This is a genomic window from Vibrio sp. B1FLJ16 (assembly GCF_905175385.1).
GTDB lineage: Bacteria > Pseudomonadota > Gammaproteobacteria > Enterobacterales > Vibrionaceae > Vibrio.
On record NZ_HG992749.1, the window covers coordinates 1,320,354 to 1,337,592 of the forward strand.

The window sequence follows — 17,239 nt, forward strand, 5'->3', positions numbered from 1 at the left end:
GGGCTCATCAGAAGATGAGCCCTTTATAGTGTGTATGATGTTACCTTACAGAGACTGCAATAGCTGGTGGTAGCGGCCTTGCTGCGCTATCAGTGTCTGGTGATTACCTTGCTCAATGATTTCCCCTTGCTCCATCAAGCATATATTGTCCATGTTCTCTAGTTCGATGAGTCGGTGAGTAATGAAAATCACCGTCTTATTAGCAAAATGCTGATTGAATAACGCCATCACTTTTTGTTCAGTGCGTTTATCAAGACCTTCAGTTGGCTCATCCAACAGAAGGATCGGCGCATCACGCAATAGTGCTCTTGCAATACCGATTCGTCGTTTTTCACCACCAGATAGCTGACGACCGCCATCGCCTAACCAGGCATCCAAGCCAGGTTCTTGCAGAAGGCCAGCCAGATCTACCTGCGTTAATATCTCGGCGAGTTCCTCATCGCTGGTTTGCGGCGCTGCCATCAGTAAATTGTCACGCAGCGTGCCATTGAGTACATCAACACGTTGGCTGACAACGGTAATAGCAGCACGAAGGTCTGACTCGCTCCAGTCTTGAAGTGCAGCACCACCGATACGAACTTCACCCTGGTTCACGTCCCAGTATCGGCATAACAACTGGATTAGTGTTGATTTACCTGAACCAGTCTGACCAACAATTGCCGTTCTCGAGCCAAGCGGGAGTGACAGAGACAAGTTGTTCAGCACTTTCTTCTGACCGTCAGGATAGGCAAAGCTGATGTTGTCAAACTCAATATCAAGTTGATTGTCATCGCGATTAGATTGCGAAGGGAAAACCACATCAGGTTTAGCCAGAATGACTTCGTTTAAACGACGGGCTGAAGTCAGGGTCTGACCTAAATACTGGAAGGCACCTGCGATAGGCATCAGGATCTCGAAACTTGCCATGGTGGCAAATGCAAACAGGGCAATCCATGGATCGGGAGCTCGCCCCCCAACGCCATCTGCTGCGAACCATAACATCACGACCAGTGTCAGGCCGTTAACCAACATAAGAAGTCCCGATGCCAATCCGGTAAGATTTGCATTAACATACTGATTTGAAAGAAGCTGCTTTTGTTTCTCTAAAATCATGTTGCGATAGCGCTCTTCAGCTCCGAAGATACTAAGTTCGCTATAGCCTTGTAGCCAGTCAAGCGTTGCTACACGTAGCTCAGCTTTACGGTGAGTTAAATGCGCGCCATTGTTTTTGCCAAGTTTGTAAAACAATACCGGCCATACTAAAAGCATTACCGTCAGAACTGCACCCAACAGCAGTGCTAATTGCCAGTCAAAGAATGCCAGAACGGCAGTCAGAGTCAGAATTCCGAATATACCAATTATGACAGGGCTGATAAGACGCAGGTATACGTGATCCATTGCATCGACATCCGCAACCAAACGGTTGAGTACATCGGCATCACGCATAGTAGATACCCTTCCCGGGATCAGCGGAGCAAGTTTCTCAAAGAAGAAAATACGTAAATCGGTGAGCAACTTGAAAGTTGCATTATGACTGACGACCCGCTCACCCCAGCGACCTGCGGTACGGGCCATCGCGGCGCCACGAACACCCGCTCCGGGCAGCATGTAGTTGAACGTCTCACGGGCAATGGTTAAGCCAGCTACGGAAGCGGCGGAAATAAACCAACCAGAAAGCGTTAATAGCCCGATAGAGGCGGCAAGTGTCAGAAATGCCAGTAGCATTCCTAATGACAAACCAAACCAATGCTTTTTATACAGTTTTAGATAAGGGAGTAAATCACGCATCTAAGTTCCCCTTGTCTGATTCTCGTTGCGCTAAGTTAGCCGCTAACATGTCTTTGAATAACCCGTTTTCTGACGCGAGAGTAGTATAGTCACCTTGCTGTACTATCTGGCCGTCTTGAATCACTAATATTTGCGAGACGTTTTTCAGTGGCGCAAGTTGGTGAGTGATCATCAGATTGGTGGTCGATTGGGTATATTTACTGATACCTTCCATCACTAGTCGTTCACTGCGGGCGTCTAAACTGGCAGTAGGTTCATCTAACAACCAAAAGCGGCCATTTTGAAGCATAGCTCTGGAAAGAGCGAGGCGCTGTGCCTGGCCGACAGATAATCCACCAGATCGGTCAGAGATCGGGTAATCTAAGCCGTGCATGTCAACAAACTCTGCTGCGTGGGAATCTTTCAAAACAGCATTGACGGCTTCATCCTGAACATTGAGTTTACCCAGTGTGACATTGTCACGAATGCTGCCATGAAGCAACATCGGGTTTTGACCGATCCAGCTGACAGCTCCTCGCCAGGTAGCGAGATCGAGTTGCGAAAGTTCGCAGCCATTAATTTTTAAGCTGCCCTGATATGGCATAAAGCCAAGAATGGTATTTACCAGACTGGTTTTACCCGCACCACTAGGGCCAACGAGAGCTGTACTTTGGTTCGCTTCTAATGAGAAGGACAGGGGACCAGCGAGTTGCTTTCCTTCTGGGCTAAAGATAACTAAATCTTTTGCTTCAATTTGAACGGGCGCTTCTTTATCTAAGGTTTGACTGCCGTCTCGGACTTGATCGACTTCTAATTCAAGGAACTCTACGATGCTTTCTGCCGCGCCAACCGCCTGTTGTTTAGCGTGATAGTACGTACCTAAATCCCGCAGAGGTTGATAAAATTCCGGTGCAAGAATAAGAATGAACAAGCCTGCAAACAGAGTCACACCGGCACCATAATAGCCAAAGTTAAGCTCGCCAATGTAGCTAAAACCAAAATATACCGCGGTTATTGCAATGGAAATCGATGTGAAAAACTCAAGTACCGCCGATGAAAGGAAGGCAATTTTAAGTACGTCCATAGTGCGAGTACGGAAAACTTCAGATGCTCCTCTGAGAATCTCTGTTTCAGACTTAGTTCGGTCAAATAAGCGGATGGTTGTCATGGCTTGCAAACGGTCATAAAAGTGACCGGACAAACGCTGTAATGCCTTGAAGTTTTTACGGTTCGCGTCAGCCGCCTTTTTACCAACCAGTGCCATGAAAATCGGAACCAAAGGAGCCGTGACTAAGAAGATTAACCCGGCAGCCCAGTTCACAGGGAACACGACGACAAGAATCATGAAAGGGATCAGAACCGACAGTGACATCTGAGGCAGGTAGCGGGAGAAGAACTCTTGCATATCTTCAACTTGCTCCAATATCAGTGTTGCCCAGCTACCTGCTGGTTTACCCTTTATATATGCCGGTCCAAGTTGATGTACTTTATCTAAGATAAGTTGACGAATATAAACTCTGATCTGTTCACCACAGCGATATCCGGCTAATTCACGCCCCCAGGTACAAGCGGCACGGCCGATTACGGTAGCGACTAAAGCAACAAAATGCCATATAAGGTCACTTTTATCGACTTGCTCTATGATAAGTTGGTGAAGAATGGAGGCGAGAAGGGCTGCTTGAGCCAGTAAAAACACGCTTGAAAGTACGCCTAGGCCTATCGCAATCATAAGCCAGCGCTTGGCTAACTTACTTTGTTGCTTAAGCCACTTATTCAAGCTGCTTTGCTTTTTCTTATCCATTATTGAAGGCTTAATGATAATTGTTTTAATGAGGCGGTAGTATACAAAAGAAAACCCAACGGGAATACCGCTGGGTTTTAAGGATATGACACAAATGTGAAAAGTTATTTGTCGTTAAGCGCGTCTAAGAATCGCTCAGCGTCTAATGCTGCCATACAGCCAGTACCTGCAGAGGTAATCGCTTGACGGTAGTTGTGATCCATTACATCGCCTGCTGCGAACACACCCTCAATACTGGTTTGAGTTGCATTTCCTTCAAGACCTGACTTAACAATGATGTAGCCATCTTTCATTTCTAGCTGGCCTTCGAAGATTTGAGTGTTTGGCTGGTGGCCAATCGCAATGAATGCACCCATTACATCAACGTCTTCCGTTGCGCCGGTGTTAACATCTTTAATACGAACACCAGTTACACCCATATCGTCACCAAGCACTTCGTCAAGAGTGCGATCAGTGTGCAGAATGATGTTACCGTTTTCCACTTTATCCATCAGACGGTTTACAAGAATCTTCTCTGCACGGAATGAATCACGGCGGTGAATCAGGTGAACCTCAGAGGCGATGTTAGACAGGTATAGCGCTTCTTCAACGGCTGTATTACCACCACCAACAACGGCAACTTTCTGATTACGGTAGAAGAAACCGTCACACGTTGCACAAGCTGACACGCCGCGACCTTTGAATGCTTCTTCAGATTCAAGACCCAGGTATTTCGCTGAGGCACCTGTTGAGATGATTAATGCATCACAAGTGTATTCACCAGAATCACCTTTCAAGCGGTAAGGGCGCTGAGATAAGTCAACTTCATTAATGTGGTCAAACACAATCTCTGTTTCAAAGCGCTCTGCATGCTCTTTCATGCGTTCCATTAGTGCAGGGCCAGTTAAACCTTCTGCGTCACCAGGCCAGTTCTCAACTTCAGTTGTTGTGGTCAACTGACCACCTTGCTGCATTCCTGTTACAAGAACCGGGTTTAGGTTTGCACGCGCAGCGTATACAGCTGCTGTATAACCTGCAGGGCCAGAACCCAGAATTAATAGTTTACAATGTTTTACGTCGCTCATTATGGCTCCAAAAAGGGCTGAACATTTCTCTCGATTGTATGGAAATTCTTATAGCTTTTAAAGCATAAACAAGGATTGAGTTCTAATAATTGGTTATAGAATAGAACTTGCCATCGTGGTGCAGACTATTTTTATTGCAGTATATAATTCTGTCCGCAGTAGAGAAAACTAGTTTCAAATGTTGTGAAAGTTAAAATCTGAAACATGAATCTGTATGGAGTGGCTTTGTTAGTTATTTGTTGTGTTTTTTGTGTTTTGTTGAAGCTATCGACGTCAAAAGCTGGCAATTGCAGAATATTTGCGTAATCTATCGTGTAAATTAAATGTTAATTAAATGTGCCTCATTAAAGGAGCAAATGATGTTACATTCACGCGAGAACACTCTGCATTTAACTCAGCTCAGCATGGCAGCAATTGAGCAACTTTCACCATCATTCGAAACATTACCTCATACCGAACATGCTGATGGTCAATACCGATTGAGACGTTATTCCGTGGTGCGTTTTACCGATGGACAAGTCGTTGATTTAAACAAAAACAGCTTTGTACAATCTTCTGATATTAACCGATTCCAGGGTGACGTTGTTCGTCAGTTTGAACAGATTGAAAAGAACATCCTGAGCAGTGATGGCTTCCGAGAAATGTGCGAGTTGTTTGTCAGCGCTAATCACTTAGAAAATGGACAAGAGATCGAAATCCACCAAATCCGCATCACTGCTTTAGAGCAGGAAACGCAAGTCGCGCCAGAAGGTGTGCATCAGGACGGATTTGATCATATCGCGATGGTTGGCGTTGGTCGTCATAACATTATTGGTGGCGATATCATGCTATACAGCAGTCACAACCAAGCACCATTTTTTCGCAAGGTATTAGAAAATGGTGAAGTCGCCATTCTGGCAGACAGCAAACTTTGGCATAACGCTTGTCCGATCCGATCAGTGATTGATGACCAGGCCGGTCATATGGACGTGTTTGTTCTAACGGCGACGGATAAGCGCAATGAACTTCAATCTTAATCACATCAGAGAGCAGTTTCCTGCGCTGGCACAGTATCATAACGATAAACCTGTTACCTTTTTTGACGGGCCAGGCGGATCACAGGTTCCTCAGTCTGTGCTCGAGACTATGGTTGGCTACCTTGGTCATTTTAATTCCAACTTAGGCGGGCACTACTTCTCCAGTCAGAAGACGGTTGATGTGATGCAAAGTGCACGTGAGTCAGCACAGGCATTATTGAATGCGCCATCCTCTGGCAACATTGTGTTTGGCGCGAACATGACATCGCTGACGTTCCAGCTCAGCCGTGCAATCAGTCGTGAGTGGCAAGCGGGTGATGAAATTATTGTTTCTGCCTTAGACCACTATTCTAATGTTTCAAGCTGGCAGCAAGCCGCTGAAGATAAAGGTGCGATCGTTCATCAGGTGCGCGTAAATGAACATGACTGTACGCTTGATCTGGAACATCTGCAGAGTTTGTTGTCTGAGAAGACGCGCTTAGTTGCGCTCACTTATGCCTCAAATACTACGGGTTCAATCGTAGATATTCAGCGTGTTGTTGAAATGGCTCATCAGGCAGGCGCTCAGGTTTATGTCGATGCGGTTCATTACGCACCGCACCATTTAGTTGATGTGCAGACATTAGGGTGTGATTTTCTGGCGTGTTCAGCTTATAAGTTCTTCGGGCCTCATGTGGGCATCGCCTACGTTGCTGACCAGTGGTTACACAGCCTACGTCCTTACAAAGTTGAACCTGCGACAAATATCGGCCCGGGTCGATTTGAAACAGGGACGCAAAGCTTTGAAGGTCTGGCAGGCGTAACTGCTGCGGTAGAGTACTTAGCTCAGTTTGGTGAAGAAGGGCTACCGCTAAGACAACGCCTTGAGCAAAGCTACGCGATATACACTGAGCATGAACAGTCTCTAAGTGAGCGTTTTCTTCAACGTTTAGATGCGCTAGAAGGGGTTAAGCTGTATGGCATCAGCGAAGCAGACTCCCACTACCGTACACCGACGTTCGCCCTGACATTCGACAAATACTCGCCAGAGTTTATTGCGAAGACTTTGGGTGAGCACAACATTTGTGTCTGGAATGGTCACTTTTACGCGCTTGGTTTAGTGCGTCAGCTCGGACTTGAAGAGAAGGGCGGGGTGGTACGAATAGGTTGTATGCATTACAACACGCTTGAAGAAGTGGATATGTTGTTTGATGTACTAGAAAGCATTCTTGATGCTTAGTTGAAACGACCTAACTCTAACTATCAAAAAAGCTCGGGAATTACACCCGAGCTTTTTTGTTTCTGAAACTAGCAAAAGCTAAAAGCAACAGTTAGTTACTACGGCTGGAATTACACGCTAACTTCGACTTCGTAAGAAGTGAACTTACGCACGTTAATGACCCCTGTATCGAAGATAAGGTACTGGCCTTTAATGCCTTGCAGAATACCTGTAACGACAGGATTTTTATCAAAATTATGAGAAGTGATCTTAGTAGGGTGTTGCTGAACCGGGTAACTCAGGTCTGTGATGTTTTCGCTTAATACTTCGATCGCATCCTCACCGTATTTTTGCTTGATCTCGGCGATCTTTTCTTCCACTAAAGGAAGCAGCTCAGCAAATCTGTCTTGAAGTGCAATGGGTTCACCATCGCCTTTAAGCAGTGTACGCCAGTTCGTTTTATCGGCAATGTGTTTTGCCAGTTCAACTTCAATCAAGCCTGAGATATGGCGAGTTTTGACTTTGAAAATAGGCAGACCCTGTGTCGCTCCTTGGTCAATCCAACGGGTTGGTATTTGCGTATGGCGCGTGATACCGACTTTCAGACTTGAAGTGTTTGACAGATACACGAAGTGATCAACCATACAGTTTTCATCGCCCCATTTCGGCTCACGGCAGGTACCTTGCTCGTAGTGACAGGTCTCTGGTTTCATGATGCACATATCGCAGCTTGCCAGCTTTTTCATACACACGAAACAGTGGCCTTGAGAATAGCTCTTCTTGGTTTTCTTCCCGCATGAACAGCAAAAAATATTACCAGTGTGGGTAAGTGTCAAAGTCTGACCGAGGAATGGCGACAGATCGATCTCTTCATCACCAACAGGAAGACGGTAGCTCACTGCACCGTCAAGAGAAGCGCGCATTTTATTTAACGTGCCAGTTGCAATTAATGACATAACATTACTCATTATTGTGTTTTTGCACAGTATATCTGAATGCGAAGTGAGATGCAGCGGAGAAGCGATAGTGATCTTACTTAGAGTACTTTTTACTGTCGCACACTCCTTTGCTTGCGTGAAGTGCCTCGCAAAGCAGCTTTAGGCAGAACATTCTTACAATTTTGAAGCAAGATCACATTCAACTTTAGAGGTAAAATGTATCGAAATTAAGAAAGCCAGTGAAAGTTCATTTTATTAATTGATTAGAATATCTTTTTCTGAATGAGCGCATGGTTAGACGTTATTTGACTAGTAATAAAGTAGGTCATTGTGCCCATGAAAAGGATACACAAGTTAATTTTCGCTCTCTCGATTTGTACTATAAGTTTAGTCGCGCTTTACAGCATATTGGGAGATACACGTAAGCTTGTTGTTACGCCAGATAAGTTCAATATCTACGCGACGAAAGATGCGGTGGCTGGTGGATTAAGTGAAGCCGAGCTGAGCTTTGAAGATAACAGACTGATACTAAACTGCGATATTAAGAAAAGTTCATACGCATGGCCATATTGTGGTATTTCGGTATATACCGACGTAGTTGAAGCGACAAAAGGCATTGATTTATCCAGCTATCACACGATCAGGCTAAAGATAAACTATGAAAAAGGGGGCGATACAGAGACCCCTAAAAAAGAGTTGCGCCTGTATTTGAGAAACTACAACCCCGAGTATTCTAAACCAGATGATGAATATACGATTAAATACAATGGTATGCAGTTTTCACCTGCCAAGTTTGATGGCACGATAGAAATACCGATTGCGAACTTACAAGTCATGACTTGGTGGTTAGCGGACAATAAAGTGGCGATTGAACATTCAGCGCCGGAATTCACCAACATTACTCGTATAGATATCGCAACGGGTGCCGCCACATCAATGGGGCAGCATAAAATCATCATCGACCGGATAGAGTTCGAGGGTGAATATCTTGCAAAAGAGACATTACTTTTTATTCTGCTGTGTTCTTGGATGACTCTGGGTCTGGTGTTTACTTTGTATGAGATACGTAAAAGTAAAGCGGCTTACCTAAAAGCGCAGCAACGCCATCAGCACCTGGAAAAAGTAAACCGATCCCTTAGAGCTCAAAACTATGAGTTCGCGGAATTGGCTCATCGTGATGCACTAACGGGAGCATTAAACCGGCACGCTGTTCAAAAATGGCTGGATGAACAGGCTCGCCTGGTTCGCTGGGAGCAATCAGCATTGAGTTTCCTGTATTTGGATTTAGACCACTTTAAGATGATTAATGACAAATTTGGTCATCAGATAGGCGATGATATCCTGCGCGAGTTCGTCATGGTTGTTGCAAGCTCTACAGATAATGACGACCGCCTGGTTCGTTGGGGTGGAGAGGAGTTCGTCGTATTTTGTCCGGAGACGAATATTGAACAAGCCATTATTAAAGCAGAGACAATCCGTAAGAATGTGGCTAATCACCTCTGGGTTCACGGTGAAGCTTTAACGTGCTGCATTGGTGTGGCACAACTGCAAAATGAGCGTGTAACGGCAGCGATGGCAAGAGCGGATGAAGCCCTGTATACCGCCAAGCGTAATGGTCGTAATCGTGTAGAAGTTCACTATGGTTCGGTGAGTCGCTCACCCCGAGAGGCGTAAGGTATAGATATTTAAAAATATAAATGGTGGCCATTTGGTCATCATTTTTTTTTTGGGGGGGGACTACTGTACTTCGTTTAGGGGGAGTGCGAAGTACAGTAGTGTAGTGCTTATGAAGTCAGCGGGGCTTACCAGAACAGCCAGGCAAATAGGGTAAGTACACCAATACATGCAATGTTAAGTACAAGACCTATACGCATCATCTCTTTTTGCTTGATATGACCTGTACCAAAGACAATTGCGTTTGGTGGCGTTGCCACTGGTAACATAAATGCACAAGATGCAGCTACTGCAATTAATACAGATAGAATCACAGGTGACATACCTAGTGCTTCGGCAATCGTTGCAAAGACGGGCACTAATAATGCAGCACTGGCGGTGTTACTTGCAAACTCTGTCAGGAATACGACGAAGGCAACAACAGCTAGAATCGTCAATAAGATACCAGCTTGATCCAGGAAGCCAGACAAACCGTGCGCCAGGAAAACACTGGTGCCTGTTTCTTTTAGAACATTACTCAGACAGATACCACCACCGAACAGAATCAGTACGCCCCAGTCTGTGGTTTTCTCAATATCTTTCCACTCTACAGCGCGAGACGCACCCAGCAGAAGAATAGCTCCCATTGCAACCAGCGTATCAAATTTCGCAAAACCGCCTATCATTGCGTTGATTGGTTTGCTGAATATCCACAGTGTGACAGTCAGGACAAAAATCGCCAGGGTGATCTTTTTGCCGTTTGTCCATTCGACAGGTTTGTGGTCAAGCTCGAAGGTATGGCTCAAATCTGGTTTGGTCATGGTGTAAAGTATCAGTATAGCGACAGGCATCAAAATCAAAGAGATTGGAAGCGCCAGTTTCATCCACTCAGTAAAGTTAAGACCAACCTCCGCAGCAGCGATAGCATTTGGCGGGCTACCGACTAGTGTAGCAATACCACCGATTGAAGCGCTGTACGCAATACCAAGCAGTACAAACAAAAATGTTCGATGGTTCTTAGCTCCGTCCAATTTGCTCATCACGCCCAATACAAGCGGAAGCATCATCGCAGTGGTAGCAGTGTTGGAGATCCACATTGACAGGCCAGCACTCACACCGAATAACATGAAAACTGCCACCGACATTTTACCACGAGCCAGAAGCAACACTTTGTCTGCAATGGCTTGGTCTAACTTCTGCTTGTGTAAAGCTGCAGCTAAAGCAAAACCACCTAAGAACAAAAAGATGATTGAGTTAGAGAAGTTGTTGAGCGCAGCTTGTGTATTGAACACGCCGAGAAATACCGCAAGTAAGGGTACCAGTAAAGCTGTAAGACTTACGTGAATGGCCTCTGTTAACCATAATATGGCAACAAAAACCAAAATACTGACGCCAGTTACGACTTGAGGCTCAAAAGGCAGAGTATTAAGTAAAATAAAAAACAGTAGGATATTTGCATTCAAAATCATACTGTTGCGAGTGAAGAACCAGTTCTTCAATGTCACAGCGAGTGCGGTCATGGGGTATGCTCCTTGTTCGTTGCCTTTTTGTTGATTTTTTATGGCAAAGTAACTGACTTGTGGTTGTTTGTTGGTCAAATGTTACTTGGAATAATTGAAGGAGTTTGGTCTCAATCGTAGAGCAATTAAGAAAATGTGACGTTGAGAATCGGAAATGGGTAGAAAACTACCCATTATCTTTACAGAAATGTTACTAAAGTTGTTTGTGTAGCTGGCATCTTATTCGATAGGGACTTGTGTTGGTTCTATTGATTCTTTTACTGCAATGATTGGCTCTTGCGGCCCGAGAAATTTCGGTTGTGTATCGAATATATATAGGTCGAGGAATGCCTTAACACGAGCAAGAAGTTCACGCATACGCATTGATGCTTTTTGTTTATCTGTTACCGGTTCGGCCACCGCAATACATTGTGCGTCAATGTGATAAGCGTTAGCAATAAATAGCGCTCGCTCGCAATGGAAGCGCTGAGTGACGATAAGAAAGCGTTCTGAAGCAAATATTTTTTTTGCGCGTACGATGGAATCGAGAGTGCGAAATCCTGCGTAATCAAGGTGAATTACCTCTTCGGGGACGCCTGCTTTAAGCAAATCCCGCTTCATCGTCCAGGGTTCGTTGTAAGAGCGGTGTGCGTTGTCGCCACTCAACAAAAATTGTTTTACTTTACCCTGGTTATAAAGCTCAATCGCTGTGTTGATGCGATGGGTGTAATAAATGTTGAGGATTTTTCCAATGTATTTACTGGTACCAAGAACTACAGCAACCTCGTGCTGCGGTATGTTCTTAAAGTCAGTAAAAATATTATTTCTCGCTTGAAGTACCACCCAACGGTCGATAGCAATAACAGAACCGAGCAGACTAAATACCGCGATCGACAAAATCAAAGCAAGTCGCTTCCATGAAAACTTAAGCATCCACTTTGACCTTATACGAGAAAACCACAAAACGCTTTTTATCCTTAATGAAAAGTGTCTGTCCATCATATCTGATTGGAACAAAAAGAGAGAAGCCCATTTGTGCCAAAATATGGTTAGGTTGATTCAAAACAGATAGAAAAATAAAAGCCCCTGTCAAAAAGGGGCTAATTATTATACAAATTTATCAAAGTTTAGAATGCTGTACGTTTGTAGCGACGATAAACCGGCTGCCAGAATGACTGGTCAATCGCATCGTTTAGGGCTTCATCGGTGATCTCTAATGCAACGCCTTGCTCGATGGCTTTTTTCGCCACTGCGAATGCAATTTTCTTCGATACCAGATGAATTTCTTCTAGTGGTGGAAGGAGTGCACCGCGCCCGTTAATGGCCAGAGGAGAACAGGTCGCCAATGCGCGGCTCGATTCCATCAGCATTTCATCAGTAACACGCTTCGCGTTAACCGCGAGCACGCCTAGGCCAATTCCCGGGAAAATATAGCTGTTGTTACATTGAGCGATAGGATAGGTTTTACCTTCGTGTACTACAGGATCAAACGGGCTGCCTGTTGCTACTAAAGCTTCGCCGTTTGTCCAGCGAATAATATCGTTTGGAGTTGCTTCAACACGACTTGTCGGGTTTGACAACGGGAAGACGATTGGGCGCTTACAGTGTTTGTGCATTTCTTCGATCACTTCCTGGCTAAATAAGCCAGGCGCACCTGATACACCAACAAGCACTGTTGGCTTAGCATGACGCATTACATCTAATAGCGAGAAACCGGTACCTTCTGTTTCCCAGTCACTGGTATTTGTATGCTTTTGTACCAAACGCTGTTGGAAATCAAGCAGATTAGGCATGCCTTCTTGCAACAGACCCCAGCGGTCAACCATGTAAACCTGAGAGCGGGCTTGCTCGTCAGAAATACCCTCAGACACCATTTGCGAAATGATTGCTTCAGCGATACCACATCCAGCAGAGCCTGCTCCCAGGAAGGTAATGCGCTGCTCAGAAAGTTGAGTACCGGCCGCTTTACATGCAGCAAGTAGAGAACCAACTGTAACTGCAGCGGTACCTTGAATATCATCATTGAAACAACAGATGCGGTCTTTATAACGCTCTAAAAGAGGCATTGCATTCTTTTGTGCAAAATCTTCAAACTGAATTAAAGCATCAGGCCAGCGGCGTTGTACCGCCTGAATGAACTCTTCAACAAAGGCATCGTATTCTGGGCCAGTAATACGAGGATGGCGCCAGCCCATATACATAGGGTCAGCCAAGCGCTGCGGATTGTTGGTGCCTACATCTAACACGATAGGAAGAGTATAAGCTGGGCTGATACCACCACAAGCGGTGTAAAGAGACAGCTTACCAATAGGGATGCCCATGCCACCAATGCCTTGGTCGCCTAAGCCAAGAATACGCTCACCATCGGTAACCACGATTACTTTCACGTTGTGGTTTGCGGCGTTATTTAGCAGGTCGTCGATACGGTCACGATTAGGGTAAGAGATGAAAAGACCACGGCCACGACGGTAGATGTTGGAGAAATTCTCACATGCTGCACCAACAGTTGGGGTGTAGATGATCGGCATCATCTCAGAAACGTGGTTTTGTACTAAGCGGTAGAACAGGGTTTCGTTGGTGTCTTGAATGTTACGTAGATAAATATGCTTATCCATGTCACTTTCAAAACCTTTGTACTGCTGGTAAGCACGCTCTACTTGTTCTTGAATCGTTTCTGTGGCTTCTGGTAGCAAACCCTCTAAGTTGAAAGAACTACGTTCTTCAGCAGAAAATGCACTGCCTTTGTTTAAAAGAGGTGTCGCTAGAAGAGCCGGGCCCGCGTATGAAATATATAGTGGGCGTTTATCGTTGTTCATTAGGTGCCTTATGTAGGGTTGAAGAATGCGCACCAAATATTAACGGTTTCACTAATTGGTTGTAAACATTCGTTGATAAACATCAAAGTAATGTTGCAGAAAAAACGTGCGTCCAGTGAAAATACGGCCACTTATTGAAGTGCGAAAAAGACAGAAGAGTTTAACTTGGGTATATAATACCGCCCATTCTCTGAGTAAAAATCTAATTTTATGTCCCAACTACCTATTGATAGCCTAAAAGCCGAGTTTGACCAGCAGCTACAGTGCAGTCACCTCGTGGTGGAAGCCGAAACCGGATCGGGAAAGTCGACACGTTTACCCCTGTGGGCAGCACAACATGGACGAGTTCTGGTCATTGAGCCGCGTCGAATTGCCTGTACATCTTTAGCAGAGTTTCTAGCGGAGCAATCTGGGGCACCGATAGGTGATAAAATTGGGTACGCGATAAAACTTCACGCGTATTTCGATGAAAATACACAAGTAGTATTCGTGACTCCGGGTGTGGCGCTTAGATGGTTCGCAGAAGATAAGTTGGCCAATTTTGATATCGTTATGGTGGACGAGTTCCATGAACGCCGCTGGGATATAGACCTGCTTACTGCGCTTTTAAAACAAGAAAACCAGCATCGTTTGATTGTTACCTCTGCTACGTTAGAAGGTGAAAAGCTAGCTAAATATTTAGACGCCGAACGTCTGAGATCAGAAGGTCGCTGCTTTCCGGTTACTGTAACTCATCGAAGTCTGGATAGCCGATATCTTCCTAATAAAAAAGGGTGCGAAAATGATGTTGTTCGCGCCGTAAATGAAGCGTTAGAAGATGAAGAGGGCGATATCCTGGTTTTCCTACCAGGTCGTAAAGAAATTACTCAGTGTGCCCAAATGCTGCAGCAAAAGTCAGATGATGTGCTGGTGGTCAAACTTCATGCTTCTGTAAGTGACCAGGAACGCCAGCAAGCGTTGACGATTCAAAATCAGCGAAAAGTCGTGCTTGCGACCAATGTTGCAGAAACGTCTTTGACTATCCCAAATATTCGGGTGGTGATTGATAGCGGTTTGGAACGACGCACGATACAGCGAAATGGCCGCACCACATTGACGCTCGTGACGATCTCCAAAGCCAGTGCTGCACAGCGCATGGGGCGTGCCGGGCGCGTAGCAGAAGGGACCTGTATCCGATTGTATGGCGAACATGCACCACTCGAACTGGTAACGCCACCAGAACTCCACCGGGAAGAACTTGTTGAGCCGATGCTTGCGGCAGCGTGTTGCGGGCACAAATTAGCTGAACTGGCTTTCCTGGATACGATTCCTGAAAAATCACTTCACTTGGCTTTTGAAACGTTGCAAGCGATGAATGCCATCGATGCCGAAGGAAATGTCACCGAACACGGCAAAAAAGTTTATCCACTCCCTATTGATGCGCTGTTTGCGGATTTGGTTACCCGTATCCAGTCCAAAGCAGAAAAAGAAGCGATGATCGATCTGGCCGCCGCGCTGTCTGTTCCGGCTCAGCTATATCAACTGCAAAGTGGTGAAGCAGCAGAAGCATTAGCAACTGAGGAGCCTGCGGGGTGTGATGCCTCTTTACTGATTCGTGTGGTTCGCGGGGAGCAATTACCTAGCGTGGTAGTGGACGCCGCGGTTCTGGAAGAAGCACAGGGACTTGCCAAGCAAATGCGCGAGCTGTTTGAACTGCCACATTTGGAAGTCGCTTCCAGATACAAACGTGATGCGTTAAGCAAAGCTATTGCGGCTCTTCACCCCGAGTTAGTGTTTGTGCGTCGAGAGCGTCGCCGTGAAGCCTTGGCTAATGGCAGGATGGAAATGGTCGTCGGCCGTAGTAGTCGCTTTGCCGACAAACAAGAAGCAGCCTTAGTATTAGATAGCCACAGTGTACCTGGTAGGGGAGTCAAGCAGACCCTCAACCTTGCATCTGTGATGATGCCGATCCCTATCACTCTAATCGATGATCTTAACTTAGGAGAATGGCAGCAAGGGGAGACTAATCACGATGAAGTAACTCCACGCGCGACGATGAACTTGCTGTACGCCGGCCGCGTGGTGAGGACGGAATATCAGGAGCTGCAAGGTAAAGTTGCTATTCAACCGATAGTAGAAATGATAGAAGACGAAAGCCTGATGCCGGGCTTTGCACCATTACGTAAACAGCAAATTCAGCATTGGAAACTGTATAACGCACTTGGACTGAATCAACATACTGCGGTTGTTTCCGGGTTGGAATCACTCACGTTTACCGATTGGTTATCTGAGCAGCTTCAGACGCTTGGAGTGGAATCGGTTGAAGATATCGAACTTTTCGAGGCCGATGACCTGCCTTTTGAAGGGGTTCCTGAATGGGAATACCAGGATTTTGCAGAGCGATACCCTTTAAAATTGTTTCTCGCCGAGCTTAAGTTAGATGTTGAGTATTTCGCTTCGCGTAAACTTGTTCACATTATTTATAGTGAAGGCAGTCGGAAAGGCGATCCAAAGCGTTGGGAGCTGCCGCGTTGGCCCGGTTGGCGAGTCCAATATAAAAAAGCCAGTCGTGTAGTTGATGTGAAGTAGCTGATATTCAATTGGAATATCCACATATTGATAGATTCGGAACGAAAATTGCTAAAACCGTTTTTCTATGCAGTTTATCGCTGATTTAACAAGCGATAAGGAAAGACATTGCCGCTTTTCGATGAAGTGGCAGAAGGAAAACGATGAAGTATAAAGTAATTCCACTATTGTTGTGTCCCGTACTCGCTTACGGAAAAAATATCACTCACATTTCTACCTATGAAGATAACTACGTTCTGGGTACTTATACCACTGACATCAATCAGAGCGCATATAGTGAGGTGGGTTCTGAAATGGATTCGCTACAAGATTTTGAAGTGAAGTTTCAGATCTCGGCGTCTATCCCATTCTATAGATTCAGTTCCGGCACCGCGTTGATGGGCTCTTACACTCAAAAATCGCTTTGGCAGTTAGCAAACTCCGACATTTCTTCTCCGTTCAGGGAGACGAATTACAAGCCACAGATTTTCCTTGCGCATCAATCGAATATGCTGTTATTTAACCATGTTGAAGCGGGATATAAGCATGAGTCGAATGGTCAATCCAGCGCTTTGTCCCGCAGTTGGGATCGGCTGTATGTCGCTGCGGAGCGCTTTTCTGGCCCCGTAGAATATGGAGTCCATGCTTGGTGGGTCATCACCACTGAGAATGACGACATAGAGAACTTTTATGCCCCCTATGAGTTGTGGGCGAAGGTATATACCCGTGCCGGAGTTATAAATACCCGAGGTTTCTATAACTTCGAATATGATAAAGGCGGCGTTGAGCTAGGCTATACGTTTTATTTCAATGACATTCTTGGTGTGTATCTTCAGGGCTATCACGGTTATGGTGAGACACTGATTGATTATGACCATTCGCAAACGCGTGTTGGCTTTGGTATTAAGCTGATGAATTTATAGTCTGGCATCATAGATCGTGCTTATTTTACTTAGTGTTT

At 45.4% G+C, this 17,239-nt stretch carries 12 protein-coding genes; 5 read left to right on the forward strand and 7 right to left on the reverse strand.

From position 1 onward, the window contains the following. Positions 1 to 45: 45 nt before the first annotated feature. From cydC to trxB, 3 genes are all read right to left on the reverse strand, one after another. Positions 46 to 1,767, reverse strand: coding sequence for a cysteine/glutathione ABC transporter ATP-binding protein/permease CydC (gene cydC / locus KHN79_RS06000; protein ID WP_182008016.1), 1,722 nt, complete (start codon positions 1,765 to 1,767; stop codon positions 46 to 48). Then, complete coding sequence (cydD, locus tag KHN79_RS06005; protein WP_182008015.1) at positions 1,760 to 3,547, reverse strand: cysteine/glutathione ABC transporter permease/ATP-binding protein CydD; 1,788 nt, start codon at positions 3,545 to 3,547, stop codon at positions 1,760 to 1,762. The genes cydC and cydD overlap by 8 nt, the downstream gene beginning before the upstream one ends. Positions 3,548 to 3,651: 104 nt before the next feature. Then, complete coding sequence (gene trxB, locus KHN79_RS06010; RefSeq protein WP_182008014.1) at positions 3,652 to 4,611, reverse strand: thioredoxin-disulfide reductase; 960 nt, start codon at positions 4,609 to 4,611, stop codon at positions 3,652 to 3,654. Between the two features lie 359 nt (positions 4,612 to 4,970). Here trxB and KHN79_RS06015 point away from each other — a divergent pair, with 359 nt between their 5' ends. Beyond that, a complete protein-coding gene (locus KHN79_RS06015; RefSeq protein WP_182008013.1) occupies positions 4,971 to 5,627 on the forward strand; it encodes a 2OG-Fe dioxygenase family protein in 657 nt (218 codons plus the stop codon). Further along, the gene (locus KHN79_RS06020; protein ID WP_182008012.1) at positions 5,611 to 6,846 is read left to right on the forward strand and encodes a cysteine desulfurase-like protein; all 1,236 of its coding nucleotides are present in this window, start codon (positions 5,611 to 5,613) and stop codon (positions 6,844 to 6,846) included. Before KHN79_RS06015 ends, KHN79_RS06020 begins: the two co-directional genes overlap by 17 nt. Positions 6,847 to 6,956: 110 nt before the next feature. On the opposite strand, the gene KHN79_RS06025 is transcribed toward KHN79_RS06020, so the two are convergent. Further along, complete coding sequence (locus KHN79_RS06025; RefSeq protein WP_182008011.1) at positions 6,957 to 7,781, reverse strand: DUF2797 domain-containing protein; 825 nt, start codon at positions 7,779 to 7,781, stop codon at positions 6,957 to 6,959. Between the two features lie 318 nt (positions 7,782 to 8,099). Here KHN79_RS06025 and KHN79_RS06030 point away from each other — a divergent pair, with 318 nt between their 5' ends. After that, entirely contained in the window at positions 8,100 to 9,437 is a 1,338-nt protein-coding gene (locus KHN79_RS06030; RefSeq protein WP_182008010.1) for a GGDEF domain-containing protein, read from the forward strand. A gap of 128 nt (positions 9,438 to 9,565) precedes the next feature. Here the strand turns inward: KHN79_RS06030 and KHN79_RS06035 are convergent, their stop codons facing one another. The 3 genes from KHN79_RS06035 to KHN79_RS06045 all read right to left on the reverse strand — a co-directional run bounded on the left by KHN79_RS06035 (position 9,566) and on the right by KHN79_RS06045 (position 13,731). Beyond that, a complete protein-coding gene (locus KHN79_RS06035; protein ID WP_182008009.1) occupies positions 9,566 to 10,936 on the reverse strand; it encodes a DASS family sodium-coupled anion symporter in 1,371 nt (456 codons plus the stop codon). Positions 10,937 to 11,155: 219 nt separating this feature from the next. Next, positions 11,156 to 11,848 (reverse strand): ElyC/SanA/YdcF family protein, encoded by a 693-nt coding sequence (locus KHN79_RS06040; protein ID WP_244812613.1) that lies wholly within the window; start codon positions 11,846 to 11,848, stop codon positions 11,156 to 11,158. A gap of 194 nt (positions 11,849 to 12,042) precedes the next feature. Beyond that, entirely contained in the window at positions 12,043 to 13,731 is a 1,689-nt protein-coding gene (locus tag KHN79_RS06045; protein WP_182008007.1) for an NAD-dependent malic enzyme, read from the reverse strand. Positions 13,732 to 13,941: 210 nt separating this feature from the next. Here KHN79_RS06045 and KHN79_RS06050 point away from each other — a divergent pair, with 210 nt between their 5' ends. Together KHN79_RS06050 and KHN79_RS06055 are read left to right on the forward strand one after the other, a co-directional pair. Further along, positions 13,942 to 16,299, forward strand: coding sequence for a helicase-related protein (locus tag KHN79_RS06050; RefSeq protein ID WP_182008006.1), 2,358 nt, complete (start codon positions 13,942 to 13,944; stop codon positions 16,297 to 16,299). Between the two features lie 143 nt (positions 16,300 to 16,442). Beyond that, entirely contained in the window at positions 16,443 to 17,201 is a 759-nt protein-coding gene (locus tag KHN79_RS06055; protein WP_182008005.1) for a phospholipase A, read from the forward strand. The last annotated feature ends 38 nt before the right edge of the window (positions 17,202 to 17,239 follow it).